Below are 16,912 nucleotides of genomic sequence, written 5' to 3' on the forward strand. Positions count from 1 at the left end.
TTGCAATATGTGGTTGGGGGAAAAGTGACGGGGGGGGGCACCGAGGCTTCACCCCCTACGCCCCCTGGGGGGGGCGCGGGGGGGGCGGTCCGCGCCCCCCCCCCCCCCCCCCCCGCACCCACACGTTCGGCTCGACGTAGACGGCGTTGTCGCGCTCCGGCGCGCAGTGCACCGGGACCAGCGCACCGGGGACCTCGACGGGGCCGGCGGTGTCGAAGGGCAGCCCCGTCCACTGCCGCCACTCGTCCAGCGACCCCGACACGGTCATCGAGGCGGGCGCCACCTTGTCGATGACGCCGCCCGCCCGCACGTGCACCCGCAGCCAGGGGTCCTCCGGAAGACCGTCCGCCGCCCGCTTCCGGTACGCGTACTCGCTCATCAGGGCGGCGGGCTCCCGGTGCTTGGCGCTGGGCCGCACCGGCGCGACGACCTCGCCGAAGCCGCGCGACCGCGCGTTCTCCCGCATCGCCGCGAGCATCCGTCCGGACAGGCCGCGGCCCAGCATGCGCGGCACGATGGTGATCTCGACGGCGCTGACCGTGTCGGCCTCGACGCCGCGCCGCAGGTCCGAGAACGCCCACTGGACCACCCGGTCCCAGCCTCGGTCCGGCAGCACTCCCCCGCGCCCCTCGACATGCTGCGCGAACGGCACGCTGACGCCCTTCGCGACCACATCACCGGTCTCGTCCGTGGCGACGAGGACGTACTCGGGGAAGTCGACGGCGATCCGGCCCATGAAGGACCAGCCGACCGCGTCGTGCTGGACGAACACCGGCCAGGTGTCCTCCATCGTCCACATCGCCTGGCGCAGTCCGGGCCGCTCGGCAAGCGTCGTGATGGTCGGGTCCGGGTCGGGGCTCATGTCGTACGTCTTTCGGGAACGGCTCAGCGGGCGTGGAAGCGGGCGGGAGCCTCGGTCGGATTGCCGCCCGAAGGTAGCTTCTGGTCCGGGCACCCGGTCAACACCTTTTTCATGGCGTCGCGCTCGGCGCCGGTCACCCACAGGCCGTACTTCTTCTTCACGGCGACCTGCGCGGCGACATAGGTGCACCGGTAGCCCTTGTTGGGCGGGAGCCAGGTCGCCGTGTCGCCGTCGCCCTTGCTGCGGTTGGGGGTCGCGTCGACGGCGAGCAGGTTCAGCGGGTCGTTGGCGAGCGCGATGCGCTTGCTCGGGTCCCACTTGAAGGCGCCCTTCTGCCAGGCGTCGGAGAGCGCGACCAGGTGGTCGATGTCGACCTTGCTGGCGCCGCGGGTGAAGGTGATGTCCTTGCCGCCGTAGGGGTCGGGGGAGAGCGAGCCGCCCGCGACCTTGCACTTGCCGTCGGTGTACCGGACGTCCTTCAGGTCCCGCTTGAGGATGTCGTCGCGGGTGTCGCAGCTGTTGGAGTCGGTGTCGGCCCAGGCCGTGCCGAATCGTTCCCGCGCATAACCGGTCTTGGGCGCCCGCCCCTTGACGGTGAGCGAGTCGACGGCGGCCAGCGCACTGCCCGCCTTGCCCTGCGCCCCGGCCCCCGGGTTCCCGCTCCCGTTGCCTTTCCCGCCCGAGTCCAGATCGGCCTTGCAGCCGGTGACCGCCACCCCGGCCAGCACGACGGCCACCACACCCCGCCCCACGCCTCGCATCACGACGCCCCTCCCACATGTTCACATCTGCTACCTGTCGTACCGGTTACGCCGGCTCAAGGTATCGAATGCCCCGCGCGGCCCGGGGGATGCGGGGGTGCCCCGGGCGCGCTGGTGTTCGGGCGGCGGATTCGGCGCGCGGGCGTCACGACCCCAGGATCGTCGCCAGGAACTCGCCCACCCACGCCAGCAGTTGGCGGCCGACGAGCGGCTTGCCGCCGACCTTGGCCGTCTTCGGGCGGGGGACGAGGAGCTGGTGGGTGGTCGGCTTGATGACCGTGCCGGGGTAGAGGCGCTTGAGGCGCAGTTCCTGCGACTCCCTCAACTCCACCGGTGCGAAGCGGATGTTGTTGCCCTGGAGGACGATCTCGCCGACGCCGCAGGCGCGGGCCAGCATGCGCAGGCCCGCGACGAGCAGCAGGTTCTCCACCGGTTCGGGCAGCTTGCCGTAGCGGTCGGTGAGTTCCTCGCGGACGTGGGTGACGTCCTCCTCGGAGTTCGCGGAGGCGATGGAGCGGTAGGCCTGGAGGCGCAGCCGCTCCCCCGGCGCGTAGTCGTGCGGGACGTGCGCGTCGACCGGCAGCTCGATCTTGACCTCCAGCGGCGGCTCCTCCTCCACACCGCCCTCCAGGGAGGCCCGGTAGTCGGCCACGGCCTCGCCGACCATGCGCACGTACAGGTCGAAGCCGACGCCCGCGATGTGGCCCGACTGCTCGCCGCCGAGGAGGTTGCCCGCGCCGCGGATCTCCAGGTCCTTCATCGCGACGTACATGCCCGCGCCCATCTCCGTGTGCTGGGCGATGGTCGCGAGCCGCTCGTGCGCGGTCTCCGTCAGCGGCTTCTCCGGCGGGTACAGGAAGTACGCGTAACCGCGGTCGCGGCCACGGCCGACGCGGCCGCGCAGCTGGTGCAGCTGGGACAGGCCGAAGTTGTCGCCGCGCTCGACGATGAGCGTGTTGGCGTTCGAGATGTCGATGCCGGACTCGACGATCGTCGTCGAGACGAGGACGTCGAACTTCTTCTCCCAGAAGTCCACGACCACCTGCTCCAGGGCCTGTTCGGACATCTGGCCGTGGGCCGTCGCGATGCGCGCCTCGGGGACGATCTCGCGCAGCCGGGCGGCCGCGCGGTCGATGGACTCGACGCGGTTGTGGATGTAGAAGACCTGGCCCTCGCGGAGCAGCTCACGGCGGACGGCCGCGCCGATCTGCTTCTCCTCGTACGGGCCGACGAAGGTGAGGACCGGGTGGCGCTCCTCGGGCGGCGTCGTGATCGTCGACATCTCGCGGATGCCGGTGACGGCCATTTCGAGCGTACGGGGGATGGGGGTCGCGGACATCGTCAGCACGTCGACGTTGGCCCGCAGCTTCTTCAGCTGCTCCTTGTGCTCGACACCGAACCGCTGCTCCTCGTCGACGATGACCAGGCCCAGGTCCTTGAACTTGGTCTCGGAGGAGAACAGCCGGTGGGTGCCGATCACGATGTCGACCGAGCCGTCGCGCAGCCCCTCCAGGGTCGCCTTGGACTCGGTCTCCGTCTGGAAGCGGCTCAGCGCCTTCACCCGGACCGGGAACTGGGCGTAGCGCTCGGAGAACGTGCCGAAGTGCTGCTGCACGAGGAGGGTCGTGGGCACGAGGACGGCGACCTGCTTGCCGTCCTGGACCGCCTTGAACGCCGCGCGAACAGCGATCTCCGTCTTGCCGTAGCCGACGTCGCCGCAGATCAGGCGGTCCATCGGGACCGTCTTCTCCATGTCGTCCTTGACCTCGGCGATCGTGGTCAGCTGGTCGGGCGTCTCCACGTACGGGAACGCGTCCTCCAGCTCGCGCTGCCACGGCGTGTCCGCGCCGAAGGCGTGCCCGGGGGCCGCCATGCGCGCCGAGTACAGCTTGATGAGGTCGGCGGCGATCTCCTTGACGGCCTTCTTCGCGCGCGCCTTCGTCTTCGTCCAGTCGGCGCCGCCGAGCCGGTGCAGCGTCGGGGCCTCGCCGCCGACGTACTTGGTGATCTGCTCCAGCTGGTCGGTGGGGATGTAGAGGCGGTCGCCGGGCTGGCCGCGCTTGGCGGGCGCGTACTCGACGACGAGGTACTCGCGGGTGGCGCCCTGCACGGTGCGCTGCACCATCTCGATGTAGCGGCCGACACCGTGCTGCTCGTGCACGATGTAGTCGCCGGATTCGAGGGTGAGCGGGTCGATGGTCTTGCGGCGCCGGGCAGGCATCCGCTGCCCGTCCTTGCCGGCCGTCTTCTGCCCGGTGAGGTCGGTCTCGGTGAGGACGGCGACCTTCAACTCCGGGTGCACGAAGCCGAATTCGAGGCTGCCGCAGGACACCTGGACGACGGACGGCGCCAGTTCGCCGAGGTCCTTCTCCAGGCGGGCGGCGATGCCCTCGCCGCCGAGCACCTCGACGGTGCGGGACGCGGGGCCGTGCCCCTCGGTGACGTAGACCGCGCGCCAGCCGTCGGCGAGCCAGCCCTTGGTGTCGGCGAGGGCGCGGGCCGTGTCGCCCCGGTACGTCTCGGGCGCGTGCATGCCGAGCTGGAGCGTGTCCGCGTCGAGTCCGGCGGCGTCCGCGGCGAACGGCGACACCGACCACCACATCATGCCCAGCTCGCGGGCCCGCTCCCGGACGTCGGCGATGGCGCGCAGCGAGGCGGCGCCCACGTCGATGGGGGCCTCGCCGCCGGTCGCGGACGCCGCCCAGGAGGCCTGCAGGAACTCCTGGGAGGTCGCGACGAGGTCGGCGGCGCGGGTGCGCACGCGCTCGGGGTCGCAGACGACGGCCATGGCGCCCTCGGGGAGCACGTCGAGCAGCAGCTCCATGTCGTCGACGAGGACGGGCGCGAGGGACTCCATGCCCTCGACGGCGATCCCCTCGGCGATCTTGCCGAGCAGTTCGCCCAGCTCAGGATGTTGTTCGGCCAGCTCGGCCGCTCTGGCGCGGACGTCGGCGGTGAGCAGCAGCTCGCGGCAGGGCGGCGCCCACAGGCCGTGCTCGGCGACCTCCAGGGAGCGCTGGTCGGCGACCTTGAAGTAGCGGATCTCCTCGACGTCGTCGCCCCAGAACTCCACGCGCAGCGGGTGTTCCTCGGTCGGCGGGAACACGTCGAGGATGCCGCCGCGCACGGCGAACTCGCCGCGCTTCTCGACCAGCTCGACGCGGGCGTACGCGGCCGCGGCGAGCGCTTCCACCGTCTCGTTCAGGTCGGCGGACTCGCCCGTGCGCAGCGCCACCGGCTCCAGGTCGCCGAGGCCCTTGACCTGCGGCTGGAGCACGGAGCGGATCGGGGCGACGACCACTGAGACCGGGCCGGTCTCCGGGTCGTCGGCGCGGGGGTGGCGCAGGCGGCGCAGCACGGCGAGGCGGCGGCCGACCGTGTCCGAGCGCGGGGAGAGCCGCTCGTGCGGCAGCGTCTCCCAGGACGGGTACTCCACGACGCCGTCGGCGGGCAGCAGCGAGCGCAGCGCCGCCGCCAGGTCCTCGGCCTCCCGGCCGGTCGCGGTGACGGCGAGCACGGGCCGCTTCGCCTCGCGGGCGAGCGCGGCCACCGTGAAGGGGCGCGACGCGGGCGGGCCCACCAGGTCGATGTGCATGCGGTTGCCGTCACCGGCGGCCTTCACCGCTTCGGTGAGGGCCGCGTCCTTGACGACGGCGTCGAGCAGTCCGTGCAGGCTCATGGGGGCCTAGGCCTTTCCCGTCCGGGGTGGGCAACGCAAAGGGCCCGACACGTCTCACGGGCCGGGGTTCTCCAGAGTACGTCGCCGCACGGACAGCCGCCGGACAGGGCGGGCGGGGCCCGGGGCCCCGAAGGGCCGGGGACTAGGTGAGACCGGGCGGCGGGCCGATGGGGTGGTGGGCGACGGTGAACGCGGTGAAGTCCGCGTACTGGGTGCGCGGGGTGGCCCAGCTGGGGTCGCCGCCGCCGAAGAACGTCGAGAAGAAGACCCCCGCGATGCGCAGGTCGTCGGTGGTACGGAACTCCAGGCCGTCGCGGTCGAACACCCGGCGCCCGTCGAGGTCCACGGTCACCGAGCCGTCGCGGCGCCCGGGGCGGTTGAGGACCACGGACTGTTCGACACAGGTCCAGCGGCCGACCGGCCAGGACCAGGAGCCGCGACCCAGCGACGTGCCGTGCACCTTCGAGGTCGGCAGGTACGCGTACACCTCGCCGCGGCCGCCGGAACGCCACATGTAGCGGGTGGACAGGCCGTCGGTGCCGTCGGGGATACGCCCGCCGCTGGTGTCCGTCCCGCCGTACAGGCCGGGCAGCTTGCCTCCCTTGACGAAGTCGAAGCCGGACGGGAAACGCAGGCAGTACCGCAGGTGCAGCCGGTCGACCGGCCCGGAGCGCAGCGGCAGGTAGAGCTGGGCGCCGCCCTCGGGCCGGTCGTAGGTGCGGGCCACCGTGGGGCTGGCCGAGCGGGCCGGGTAGCGCACCCGCAGGACCGGGCCCGGCACCGGGCCGCCGCCGAGCAGCAGCGCGGCCCGGTCGAGGCCGAACGACCCCGCGTGCCGGGCGCTGACCTGCGCCCCGAAGAGCCCGGCGACGGTGTCCGCGCCCACGGTGGGCAGCGGGCCCGACGGCGTACCCGGGGACGGCGTACCCGGCGACGGCGTGCTGTGGTCGTCGTCCTTCGAGCCGGACGAGCACCCGACCAGCACCGTCCCGGCCGCGGCGGCGCCCGCCAGCATGAACTGCCGCCTGCGCATGGGTGCCTCCTTCTCTCGCCCCGTTCCCCCTGTGTTCCTCCTCCTTCTCCGCCTCGGTCAAGCTCTGCCTCGGTCAAGCCGTGTTGCGGACATGGGCCGCGACCCGCGGCGACGCGGTGCGGCGGTGCCGGACCTGGTGGACGGTCTGGAGCAGTACCGCGAGGCCGAGCGCGACCAGTGCGGCGAGGCCCAGCCAGGGGAAGGGCGGCAGGCTGATCTCGGTGGCGCCGTGCCGGCGCACCGAACCGTCCCCGGAGAGCGCGACGGCCGCCCGCACCCGGGAGTCGGTCAGGTCGAGCCGGGCGCCCTCGTCGGCGTCGACGCCCTTGCGGCGGGCCAGCACGTCCAGGCCGACGGCGCTGACCCGGGCCCCGGGCGCGAGGTGCATCCCGCGCCCGGCCCCGCTGACCGCGAGCCGGTCCAGGCGGGCCGAGCCCCTCAGGTCGACGGCCGTGAGGGCGCCGGTGACCGAGCCGCCGCTGACCCGCAGGCCGGGTGACGCGGAGGACAGTCCCTTGACGGTGGTGCCGCCGATCCGCACTCCGGACAGGGACACGCCCCGGGTCGTCCCGGACGCGGTGATCCCGAACCGGCGCGCCCGCACGTCCAGGCCGCGCAGCGCGACCGGTCCGGCCCGGCCGCGCACGGCGACGCCGGTGGCGCAGTCGCTGAGCGTGGTGCCGTCGACGACGACCCGTGCTCCGGCGACCTCGACGGCCCGCGCGAAACCGGCCGCCCGGCCGCCGTGGACGGTCGCGCCGCCGATGCCGGCGGCCAGCGAGATCCCCGTGCCGCTGCCGTCGCCGGTCAGGTCGGGCTCGCTCACCGTCACCCGGGAGTCCGCCCCGAGCACGGTGAGCGCGGCCGGGGTCGCGCGCACCACGGGCCCGCGGACGGTGCAGGAGGCGCACGACATCAGCCGGATGCCGCCGCTCCCGTCGCCGTCCGAGACCGGGGCGGTCAGGGTGAGGCGCCGCTGGGGCGTGATCTTGATGCCCGTGCCGCGGTTGGCGCGAGTGGCGACGCCGGTCAGGACCCGGCCGTCGGTGCCGCCCACGACGACGCCGTGCCGCCCGCCGGCCACGGCGGACAGGGCGCGCACGGTGGTGCCCCGGTCCCCGTTCAGGACGACGCCGTCCTCGGCCGACCCGGTCACGGTGACCCGGTCGAGCCGGACCCCGTGGGCGCCGGTGAGGCGCAGGCCGGTGCGGTTGCCGTGGAACACCGACAGGACGGCGCTGCCCGTGCTGCCCCGGCCCCAGGTGACCCCCGACTGCGCGGCGGGTCCCGCGCGGCCGAGCCCGGTGACGCTCGACCGCACGATGTCCATCCGGCCGCCCGCGCCCATCGCCAGGTACGGCCGCGCCGGGCCCCGGCCCGCCGAGCGGAGGGTGGCGCCGGCCAGGTCGAGGACGGCGCGGGAGCCCTTGATCCAGGTGCCGGACGCGGCGGTCCGTCCCGTGGCCATCAGGACGGTGCCGTCGGCGGGCCGGATCTGGAGCGCGCTGCCCGGCGTGAGCAGGATCGCGGCGCGCACCCGCATCGTGGGCTGCGTTCCCGGCGTGTACGTGATCCAGCCCTTCCCCGCGTTGGCGGACAGCCAGCCCGGGGTGACGGCGCCCGGACCCGGGTACAGCCGGCGCACCACGACCCCGCGACGCACGAGGGCGACGGTGCCGGGCCGCAGCACGACGAGCCGCTCGGGCCTGCCGTTGCGCGCCCAGGCCGCGACATCCGGATCCCGCCCGGCACGGGCGGCCTCGGCCCGCCCCGGCACCTCGGGGGCCCGGGTCGGCACCACCGGCACCGGAGTCGGCGCGATCGGAGCCGCCGTGGGCCGCACGGGATCCCGCGTCGGGGCCCGCGTCGGCTTCGCCGGGGCCGAGGTGGACGGGCGCCGCGTGGGCGACGGGGCCGGAGCCCGCGTGGGCAGTGCCGGGGCCGACGAGGTCGGACCCGGCGTCGGTTCCACCGGCGCCGAGGTGGGAGCCTGCGTGGGCTCCGCCGGGGCCGAGGTCGGAGCCTGCGTAGGCTCCACCGGCGCCGAGGTCGGAGCCCCCGGATCCCCGGTCGGTTCTCCCGGACCCGAAGTGGGAGCCGGGTCCCTGGTCGGCTCCACCGGGTCCGAGGTCGGAGCCCCCGGATCACTCGTCGGTTCCACCGGCCCCGAAGTCGGCACCCCCGGATCCGAAGTCGGAGCCCCCGGATCACCCGTCGGCTCCACCGGCCCCGAAGTCGGCCCCCCAGGCTCCCCCGTCTGTTCCGGGGGAACCGGAATCGGCTCCCCCGGGTCACCCGGGTCGCCCGAGGCACTCGGATCCCCCGCCGTCCCGGCGAACGCCACCACCCCCGGCGACACGACCCCCGGCACAACCACAGGCGCAACCAACAGCGCGGCACCCACGACCCCGAGCACAGCGTTCCGCAGGCCGGCACCCAGCGAAGCGCCCCGTAAGGGGCGCGGGGAACGGCGCGAGAACCCCCACCGACCGTCAGCAGACCGACAACCCGAAAGGGGCGCGGGGAACTGCGCACCCGGCCGCGACCACGCCGGCCCCCTCACGCCGCCGCCCCCGCCCCGGAGGACGGCGCGGCCGCCTCGGCGGCCGGCGCCGTACGGACCACGACGCCGTTCTCGACCGAGACCTGCCGGGTGAGCCACCGCTGGCGGCGCACGGTGAGCAGGGCGCAGATCTTGATGACGGCCATCAGGAACGACATCACCACGAAGCCCGGCACCAGGAAGAACGACGTGGGCCGGCGTACGAGGTGCGGCAGCATCTTCATCGACCGGCTGACCCACCACCAGGCGCCCAGGCAGGCGACGAAGAACCAGTCCTGGCGGACGATCGCGTACGTCATGAAGAACGGCGACAGCAGCAGGGTGAAGCTGCTGACGCTCTTGTCGATCATGCTGTAGGCGAGAAACGGGTGCCGCCAGACCCAGCGCCGGGACAGGGCTCTGAGATCGGAGCGCCAGGTGTTGCGGGCCCAGCGCAGCCGCTGCTTGCAGAAGACGCGCAGGGTGCCGGGGAACGTCGACCAGACCCGTGCGGAGCGCTGCATGTAGGTGCGGTGCCCGCGCTCCAGGACCAGCGTGGTCAGCCTCTTGTCGTCGCCGGACATGCACGGCACCCCCATGAAGGTCTCGCTCATGAAGTCGCCGGACACCTCAAGGAGCAGGGCGCGCCGGTAGACGGCGGTGCGCCCCGACAGGCAGGAGACGGCGCGGCCGAGGACGGTCTGCGCGGCGTTCTCGTCGAAGTACCGGTAGTCGAGGAACATGTCGTTGACCCGCTGGAGGAACCCGCGCGGGTTGTAGACGTTCTGCCGGGTGCCGACGCCGCCGACGCCCGGGTCGGCGAACGGTTTGCGGACCTCGGCCGCGACGTCCTCGGCCCAGATCGTGTCGGAGTCGACCAGCGCGACCAGTTCCGAGCGGCAGGCCTCCCAGCCCCGCCGCAGGGCGTCGCGCTTGCCGGGCACGTCGGTGACGAGGACGGTGACCGGGTAGCCCTCCGCGACCCGGCGGCAGACGTCGTCGGTGACGTCGACGACCAGGACCACTTCGTCGACGTCGTTGGACAGCCAGGACTCGATGGCGAGGCGGAGGATCTCCGGGTCCTCCTGGTAGACGGGGACGACGACGCCGAGCGAGGCCCGGACGTCGTCGCCCTGCGCCGGCCGGTACAGCGCCGCCGGCACCCGCCGCAGCAGCCAGGAGGCCCAGCGGACCAGGCCGATGAGCCCCAGCGGCAGGTAGACGAGGTAGTACCGGAGGTCGACGAGTGCGCTGTCGAAGAAGCCGGCCAGGCCGGTGAGGTCGATGGAGCCGAAGAAGTCGAAGAATCTGCTCATGATCCGTCCTCGTGGTCGCGCCTGCGCGCCGGGCCCGTCAGGGCCGGCCGTTGCCGCCGGAGGCCAGTACCTCGTTGACCTTGACGACCGCCGTGAGCAGCGGCATGTCCACCCCGAGGGCGTCGGCGAGAGCGAGGAACCCGCGGGTGTCCTTGGGCAGGCAGACACCGCCGTACGGGCTGCCGCCGCGGATGCCGTAGTACGGGTTGTACGAGGCTTCGGCGGAGCGGGCGACGGTCTGCGCGATCGGGTCCAGATCGAGACCGAGCGTGCGGCTGACCAGCCACATCTCGTTCCAGAAGCTGATCTTCGTAGCGTTGTAGATGTTGTGGGCGCACTTCACGAACTCGGCCTCGGCCGGGTCGGTGAAGAGACGGAGCTCGCCGCCGAACGGGGTCAGGAGCTCGGCGAGCCGCTCCCGGGTGCGCGCGCTGCGGGAGGCGACGACCGTCATCCACGGGTGGCGGAAGTCCTCGACGGCGGAGGCGGCGCGCAGGAACTCCGGGTTGCTGGCGAGGGTGAAGTCCTCGCCGAGGCTGCGGCCGGAGTACTTCTCCAGGATCGGTTTGACCACGCCCTCGGCGGTGCCGGGCGGCACGGTCGAGCGGACCACGACGACGTGCGGGGCGGTGGCGTCGGCCAGGGCGCGGCCGACCGAGGTGGTGCCGTCCTGGAAGGCGCTGAGGTCGTAGCCGTGGCCGGTGCTCGGCGTCGGCAGGGTGAGGAAGATGAACGCGTCGGGCGCCCCCTTCAGGTCGAGTGATTCGTGTGCGTCGAGTCCCTGGGAACGCAGGTGGTCCAGGCGCTGCGGCGCCACGTCGACGAAGGTGACCTCGTGCTCGGCACGAAGCAGGCCCTTGCCGGTGGCGGTACCGACGACGCCGGAACCGACGATGAAGATCCTTGACATGGTGAGCTCGTCTCCCGGTCGGATGCGCGACCCTCTGGCGCGCGCAGGCGGAAACGTCACAGGAATGCGCCCGCGGCCGGCCTGGAAAGGCCCCCGAAAGGGCCCGGAAGGACCGGTGAACACCGGGAAGTTCAAGAGAGAACCGGCATGCGAGCGCGGAACACAGAAATGCTGATGCGGACGCCGGAGCGACGGCTCAACGCCGGTTCACTCTCGGGCCGTCCGCCGACCGCGCTCTCGGTCCCCCGGGTTCCCGCAGCTCATGGCCGATTGGCTCGGCGGCGCGGGTGACCACGGTCGAAGACGAGAGCACTCCCCCTCAACCCCCCTGAATTGCATGAATGTTGAACGCCTCCCGGCGTTCGCCCCTCCGCGACAGACATTAGGGCCTGAACACCCCGTGGGGCCAGAAGAATTGAAATATGGCTTCTAATTGCGCATGTCTGAAAAAGGGGAGGTTTCCCGTCAGCAGGGGTTTTCTCCCCCAAGGACGTACCTTCCGGGACAAGAGAACGGCCCCCGGGAAAGGAACGCGTCAAAACGCGTCAATCTGTCGCGATCGCGTTCAGTACGTTCATCCGGCCCGCCCGGAACGCCGGGATCAGCGCCGCGAACAGTCCGACGAAGGCCGAGCCGACGAAGACGGAGAGGATCGTCGGCCACGGGATCTCCAGGACACCCAGGCCCTCCAGGGCGAGGAGCTTCTGGGCGGTCGCGCCCCAGCCCATGCCGAGGCCGAGACCGAGCAGGGCGCCGAAGAGGGCGATGACCACGGACTCCAGGCGGATCATGCGGCGCAGCTGGCGGCGGGAGAGGCCGATGGCCCGCATCAGGCCGATCTCCCTGGTCCGCTCCACCACCGACAGGGCCAGGGTGTTCACGACGCCGAGCACCGCGACGATGATCGCGAGGGCGAGCAGCCCGTAGATCATGTTGAGGAGCTGGCCGATCTGGTCCTTGAGGGTCTGCTTGTAGTCGGTCTGGTCCTTGACCTTGACGGTCGGGTCGGCGGCGACGGACTTCTTGAGCGCCGCGTACGCCTGGTCGGCCTTGCCGTCGGCGGCCTTGGCGAACATCATCCCGTTCAGCGGGACGCGGTCCTTCGGCAGGTAGCGGACGGCGGTCGCCATGTTCGTGTACATGGCGCCCTTGTCGAAGACCGTGTCGTCGGAGGTGATCGCCGCGACCTTCAGCTTCGTGGTCCGGCCGTGGTCGAAGGCGACGGTCATCTCGTCGCCGACCTTCACGTGGTTCTTCTCGGCGAACTCGGAGCCGACCGACATGGCGTTCTTCCCGTAGGCCGCCGTCAGTTCACCGGAGGTGGTCTCGCGGCGCAGGTCCTGGGCGTAGGACGGGCTGGCCGCGACCAGCTCTTCGTCCTCCTTCACCCCGCCGGGCGTGGTCAGCGTCGTCTTGACGTACTTGACCTCGGTGACGTGGCTGACGTCGCCGGACGCCGTGACCTTCTTCAGGGCGGCGGCGGCCTGCGGCGTGATGACGCCGTTGCTGGGTTCGACGATGAAGTCCGCGCCGACCGACTTGTCGAGCTGGTCGGTGGCCGAGGCGACCATCGAGGAGCCGACGACGGAGAGGCAGGCGACCAGCGCGAGGCCGATCATCAGGGCCGCGCCGGTGGCGCCGGTGCGGCGCGGGTTGCGCAGCGCGTTGCGCTCGGCCATCCGTCCGACGGGGCCGAAGAAGCGGAGCAGTACGGCGCTGATCACGCGGACGACGAGGCCGGCGAGGAGCGGTCCCACGACGACGAAGCCGATGAGGGAGGCGACGATGCCGGCGCCGAGCCACAGCGAGCCCTGACTGGCCTTGTCGGCCTGGGTGGCGAGGTAGAGCGCGTATCCGCCGCCGCCCGTGAGGAGGATGCCGAGGACGGCGCGGACGACTCCGGCCTTGGTGTCGGCCGGGGTGCCCGCGTCGCGCAGGGCGGCCATCGGGGAGACCTTGCCGGCCCGGCGTGCGGGCAGGTAGGCGGCGAGGACGGTGACGACGATGCCGAGCAGCAGGCCGATCGCCGGGGTCGTCCACTTCACGGTGAGGTCGTTCGTGGACAGGTCCATCCCGGCGGCGGACATCAGCTTCATCAGGCCGACGGCCAGGCCCACTCCGGCGCCGACACCGACGACGGAGCCGACGACGCCGAGCAGCAGCGCCTCGACGAGGACGGACCGGTTGACCTGCTTGCGGCTGGAGCCGATGGCGCGCATCAGGCCGATCTCGCGGGTGCGCTGGGCGACCAGCATCGAGAACGTGTTGATGATCAGGAAGATGCCGACGAGGAACGCGATCCCGGCGAAGCCGAGCAGGGCGTACTTGATGACGTCCATGAAGGAGGAGACGTCGGAGGCGTTGGCGTCCGCGGCCTCCTTCTGCGTCTGGATCTTGTACGGGGTCGAGAGCGCGTCCTGGACGTTGGCCTTGACCTGCGCGTCGGTGTAGCCGGTCGCGGCGGCGACGTTGATCTGGGTGAACTGCCCGGTCTTGCCGAGGAGTTCGCGCTGGGCGGTGGTGGTGTCGAAGTAGACGACGGCCGCGCCCGGGTTGGTGACGGTGAAGGAGGCGATGCCGACGATCTTCGCCTTGATGTCGCCGGTGGCGGCGATGGTGCGCAGCTCGTCGCCCGGCTTCAGGTGGTGCTTCTTCGCGGTGTCGGCGTCGACCATGACCTCGGTCGGGCCGCGCGGGGCGTGGCCGGTGGTGATCTCCATGGAGCGGAGGTCGTTCTTGGTCCAGTTGCCCGCGATGGTCGGGGCGCCGTTCTCGGACCCCATGTTCTTGTTCTTCGCGTCGACGACGGTCACGTTCATCGAACTGACCGCGCCCTCGGCCGACTTGACGCCCTTCGCCTTCGCCACGGTGGCGACGGTGGAGGCGGGCAGCGACTCGGGGCGGCCGGTCGCGCTGCCCTCGGACTTGGAGTCCTTCGGGCTGACGGTGACGTCGGAGGACGTGGCCGTGAACAGCTTGTCGAAGGTCTTGTCCATCGTGTCCGTGAACACGAGGGTGCCGGTGACGAAGGCGACGGACAGCAGCACGGCGATCGCCGAGAGGGCCATCCGGCCCTTGTGCGCGAGGAAGTTGCGCAGCGAGGTCTTCATGACGGTGTTGGCACTCATGACGTACGGCCCCGGGAGTCGAAGTCCTTCATGCGGTCCAGGACGGCGTCGGCGGTCGGCCGGAGCATCTCGTCGACGATGCGGCCGTCGGCCAGGTACAGGACACGGTCCGCGTACGCGGCGGCCACGGGATCGTGGGTGACCATCACGATGGTCTGGCCGAGTTCGTCGACGGAGCGGCGCAGGAAGCCGAGGACCTCGGCGCCGGCCCGCGAGTCGAGGTTTCCGGTCGGCTCGTCGCCGAAGATGATCTCGGGCCGGGCGGCGAGCGCACGGGCCACGGCGACGCGCTGCTGCTGGCCGCCGGAGAGCTGGGTGGGCCGGTGCTTGAGCCGGTCGGCGAGCCCGACGGTCTCGACGACCTGGTTCAGCCAGGCCCGGTCCGGCTTGCGGCCCGCGATGTCCATCGGGAGCGTGATGTTCTCCAGCGCGTTCAGCGTCGGGAGCAGGTTGAACGCCTGGAAGATGAAGCCGATCCGGTCCCGGCGCAGCTGCGTGAGCTTCTTGTCCTTGAGGCCGGTGATCTCGGTCTCGTCGAGGTGGATCTGGCCGGAGGTCACGGTGTCGAGCCCGGCGAGGCAGTGCATGAGCGTGGACTTGCCGGAGCCCGACGGGCCCATGATCGCGGTGAACTGTCCCCGCGCGATGTCCACGTCCACGTGGTCGAGCGCGACGACGCGGGTCTCCCCCGACCCGTACGCCTTCACGACCTGCCGCGCCCGCGCGGCAACGGCCGTACGCTCTCCAGTGCCCCCGGTCCTGGGAATGGTCACAGCCGATGTCACGGTAATTCTCCTATGTCGGTCACGCGGATCCACATGTGTCCGCGCTGCGCCTTCAAGTCTGGTGATGCGGGGCCCCGGGCGCCCTGGTGGAAGGCACCGTCTTTCCCGGGGGAAAACCCCACCCCTAGACGGTAGGAAGAACCCCCCGCCCCCCTCGTCCTCCAGGGGGACGAACCGTCCCCGGTCCGATCTACGGAGGTACCCCTAGGGGGAGTCCACCCCTCGGTGGAGCCCTACTCAGGGTCGACTCCACCCGCATAAGCTCCTGACCGGAGATACGTGCAGGGGGAACATATGCAGGGCAAGAAGACGGCGGTGGTCGCCGCGCTAATGCTGTCCATGGCGCTGGCCGCGCTCGACTCGACCATCGTCTCGACGGCGGTCCCGCAGATCGTCGGGGACCTCGGCGGCTTCTCGGTCTTCTCCTGGCTGTTCTCGGGCTACCTCCTCGCGGTGACCGTCACGCTCCCCGTGTACGGGAAGCTGTCGGACACCCTGGGCCGCAAGCCCGTCCTGATCGCGGGCAGCGTGCTGTTCATGGCGGGCTCGCTGCTGTGCGCGAGCGCCTGGAACATGGGCGCGCTCATCGCGTTCCGTGTCATCCAGGGGCTGGGCGGCGGCGCGATCCAGGGCACGGTGCAGACGCTGGCCGCCGACCTCTACCCGCTCGAACAACGCCCCAAGATCCAGGCCAAGTTGTCCACGGTGTGGGCGACGTCGTCCGTCCTCGGCCCGGCGCTCGGCGGGCTGCTCGCCTCGACGGCGGGCTGGCGCTGGATCTTCCTGATCAACCTGCCGGTCGGCGCGGTCGCGCTGTTCCTCGTCGTACGGCACCTGCACGAACCGGCCCGTGAGGCCGCGCCGCGCCCCCGGATCGACTGGGCGGGCGCCCTCGCGGTGTTCGCGGCGGGCGGTGTGCTGCTGATGTGGCTGGTGCAGGGCGGGGTGGCCTGGGCGTGGGGTTCGGGGATGTCGATCGCCCTGCTCTGTACGGGACTTGCGCTGGTCGGCGCGGTCGTCCTGATCGAGCGGCGCGCGGCGGAGCCGATCCTGCCCGGCTGGGTGTGGCGGCGGCGCACCATCGCCGCGGTCAATCTGGCGCTGTGCGCGATGGGCCTGCTGATGGTGGCGCCGACGGCGTTCCTGCCCACGTACGCGCAGTCGGTGCTCGGCCTGTCCCCCACGGCCGCCGGGTTCGTGCTCTCGGTGATGACGCTGAGCTGGCCGGTCTCTGCGGCGCTCAGCCAGCACGTGTACCGCAGGATCGGCTTCCGGGACACCGCGCTGATCGGCATGACGGCGGCGCTCGGCCTCCTGATCGCGTTCCCGCTCCTCCCCTTCCCCGGCGCGGTCTGGCAGCCCACGCTGCTGAGCCTGCTGCTCGGGGCGGCGCTCGGCCTGTTCCAGCTGCCGCTCATCATCGGCGTGCAGTCCACGGTCGGCTGGGCGGAGCGCGGCACGGCCACCGCGTCGATCCTCTTCTACCGGCAGATCGGGCAGACGGTCGGCGCGGCCGTCTTCGGCGCGGTCGCCAACGCGGTGATCTCGGGCCGGCTCGGCGCGGAAGCCGATCTCGACTCGGTGGTGCGGGACGTCGACGCCGACGGGGTGCGGCGGGCTGTCGACGCGGCTGTCGATGCCGTGTACGTGGGTGCGGCGTGCGCGGCCGCGGTGGCCCTGGCCGTGCTCATCGCCCTCGCGCCACGCCGCTTCCCGGTCCTAACGGCGCAGCCCACCCCACAGCCGGTGCCTCCGTCCACGGCGCCCGCGCCCCAGAAACCCCCGCCAAACTAACGGCCGGTGGGGGCTGGTCGCGCAGTTCCCCGCGCCCCTGAGGCAGGCGCTACGCGCCGCCTCCCCTGGACGAGCGGAGCTCGTTTCAGGGGCGCGGGGAAC

General features: G+C 72.1%; 10 protein-coding genes. 1 reads left to right on the forward strand and 9 read right to left on the reverse strand.

The features are described from left to right. Window positions 1-55: 55 nt before the first annotated feature. From ACFVDP_RS35425 to ACFVDP_RS35465, 9 genes are all read right to left on the reverse strand, one after another. The gene (locus tag ACFVDP_RS35425; RefSeq protein WP_383498817.1) at window positions 56-862 is read right to left on the reverse strand and encodes an N-acetyltransferase; all 807 of its coding nucleotides are present in this window, start codon (window positions 860-862) and stop codon (window positions 56-58) included. A 23-nt stretch (window positions 863-885) separates the two neighbouring features. Continuing rightward, window positions 886-1,623, reverse strand: coding sequence for an HNH endonuclease family protein (locus ACFVDP_RS35430; protein ID WP_383498868.1), 738 nt, complete (start codon window positions 1,621-1,623; stop codon window positions 886-888). A 145-nt stretch (window positions 1,624-1,768) separates the two neighbouring features. Beyond that, window positions 1,769-5,302, reverse strand: coding sequence for a transcription-repair coupling factor (gene mfd, locus ACFVDP_RS35435; protein ID WP_383498820.1), 3,534 nt, complete (start codon window positions 5,300-5,302; stop codon window positions 1,769-1,771). 142 nt (window positions 5,303-5,444) lie between these two features. Next, window positions 5,445-6,335, reverse strand: a complete 891-nt coding sequence (locus ACFVDP_RS35440) for a polysaccharide lyase (RefSeq protein WP_383498823.1) — start codon at window positions 6,333-6,335, stop codon at window positions 5,445-5,447. A 73-nt stretch (window positions 6,336-6,408) separates the two neighbouring features. Beyond that, window positions 6,409-8,133: a right-handed parallel beta-helix repeat-containing protein gene (locus ACFVDP_RS35445; protein ID WP_383498826.1), complete on the reverse strand. Its 1,725-nt coding sequence runs from the start codon at window positions 8,131-8,133 to the stop codon at window positions 6,409-6,411. 761 nt (window positions 8,134-8,894) lie between these two features. Next, window positions 8,895-10,193, reverse strand: coding sequence for a glycosyltransferase (locus ACFVDP_RS35450; RefSeq protein ID WP_383498829.1), 1,299 nt, complete (start codon window positions 10,191-10,193; stop codon window positions 8,895-8,897). Window positions 10,194-10,230: 37 nt separating this feature from the next. Then, window positions 10,231-11,103: a 2-dehydropantoate 2-reductase N-terminal domain-containing protein gene (locus ACFVDP_RS35455; protein ID WP_383498832.1), complete on the reverse strand. Its 873-nt coding sequence runs from the start codon at window positions 11,101-11,103 to the stop codon at window positions 10,231-10,233. Window positions 11,104-11,648: 545 nt separating this feature from the next. After that, entirely contained in the window at window positions 11,649-14,231 is a 2,583-nt protein-coding gene (locus ACFVDP_RS35460; RefSeq protein ID WP_383498835.1) for an ABC transporter permease, read from the reverse strand. Further along, window positions 14,228-15,016, reverse strand: a complete 789-nt coding sequence (locus ACFVDP_RS35465) for an ABC transporter ATP-binding protein (RefSeq protein WP_383498839.1) — start codon at window positions 15,014-15,016, stop codon at window positions 14,228-14,230. The genes ACFVDP_RS35460 and ACFVDP_RS35465 overlap by 4 nt, the downstream gene beginning before the upstream one ends. A 294-nt stretch (window positions 15,017-15,310) precedes the next feature. On the opposite strand from ACFVDP_RS35465, the gene ACFVDP_RS35470 reads away from it, so the two are divergent. Next, window positions 15,311-16,810 carry an MFS transporter gene (locus ACFVDP_RS35470; RefSeq protein WP_383498842.1) on the forward strand — a complete coding sequence of 500 codons (1,500 nt, stop codon included), beginning with the start codon at window positions 15,311-15,313 and terminating at the stop codon, window positions 16,808-16,810. The last annotated feature ends 102 nt before the right edge of the window (window positions 16,811-16,912 follow it).

Origin of the sequence: Streptomyces sp. NPDC057694 (genome assembly GCF_042799415.1) — a bacterium.
Lineage (GTDB): Bacteria > Actinomycetota > Actinomycetes > Streptomycetales > Streptomycetaceae > Streptomyces.

What these genes read in the sequence shown, in the direction of transcription:
- ACFVDP_RS35470 (WP_383498842.1), top strand. Translation starts at nt 15,311, where the DNA reads ATGCAGGGCAAGAAGACGGCGGTGGTCGCCGCGCTAATGCTGTCCATG.
- ACFVDP_RS35450 (WP_383498829.1), bottom strand. Translation starts at nt 10,193, where the DNA reads ATGAGCAGATTCTTCGACTTCTTCGGCTCCATCGACCTCACCGGCCTG.
- ACFVDP_RS35455 (WP_383498832.1), bottom strand. Translation starts at nt 11,103, where the DNA reads ATGTCAAGGATCTTCATCGTCGGTTCCGGCGTCGTCGGTACCGCCACC.
- ACFVDP_RS35460 (WP_383498835.1), bottom strand. Translation starts at nt 14,231, where the DNA reads ATGAGTGCCAACACCGTCATGAAGACCTCGCTGCGCAACTTCCTCGCG.
- ACFVDP_RS35440 (WP_383498823.1), bottom strand. Translation starts at nt 6,335, where the DNA reads ATGCGCAGGCGGCAGTTCATGCTGGCGGGCGCCGCCGCGGCCGGGACG.
- ACFVDP_RS35425 (WP_383498817.1), bottom strand. Translation starts at nt 862, where the DNA reads ATGAGCCCCGACCCGGACCCGACCATCACGACGCTTGCCGAGCGGCCC.
- mfd (WP_383498820.1), bottom strand. Translation starts at nt 5,302, where the DNA reads ATGAGCCTGCACGGACTGCTCGACGCCGTCGTCAAGGACGCGGCCCTC.
- ACFVDP_RS35430 (WP_383498868.1), bottom strand. Translation starts at nt 1,623, where the DNA reads ATGCGAGGCGTGGGGCGGGGTGTGGTGGCCGTCGTGCTGGCCGGGGTG.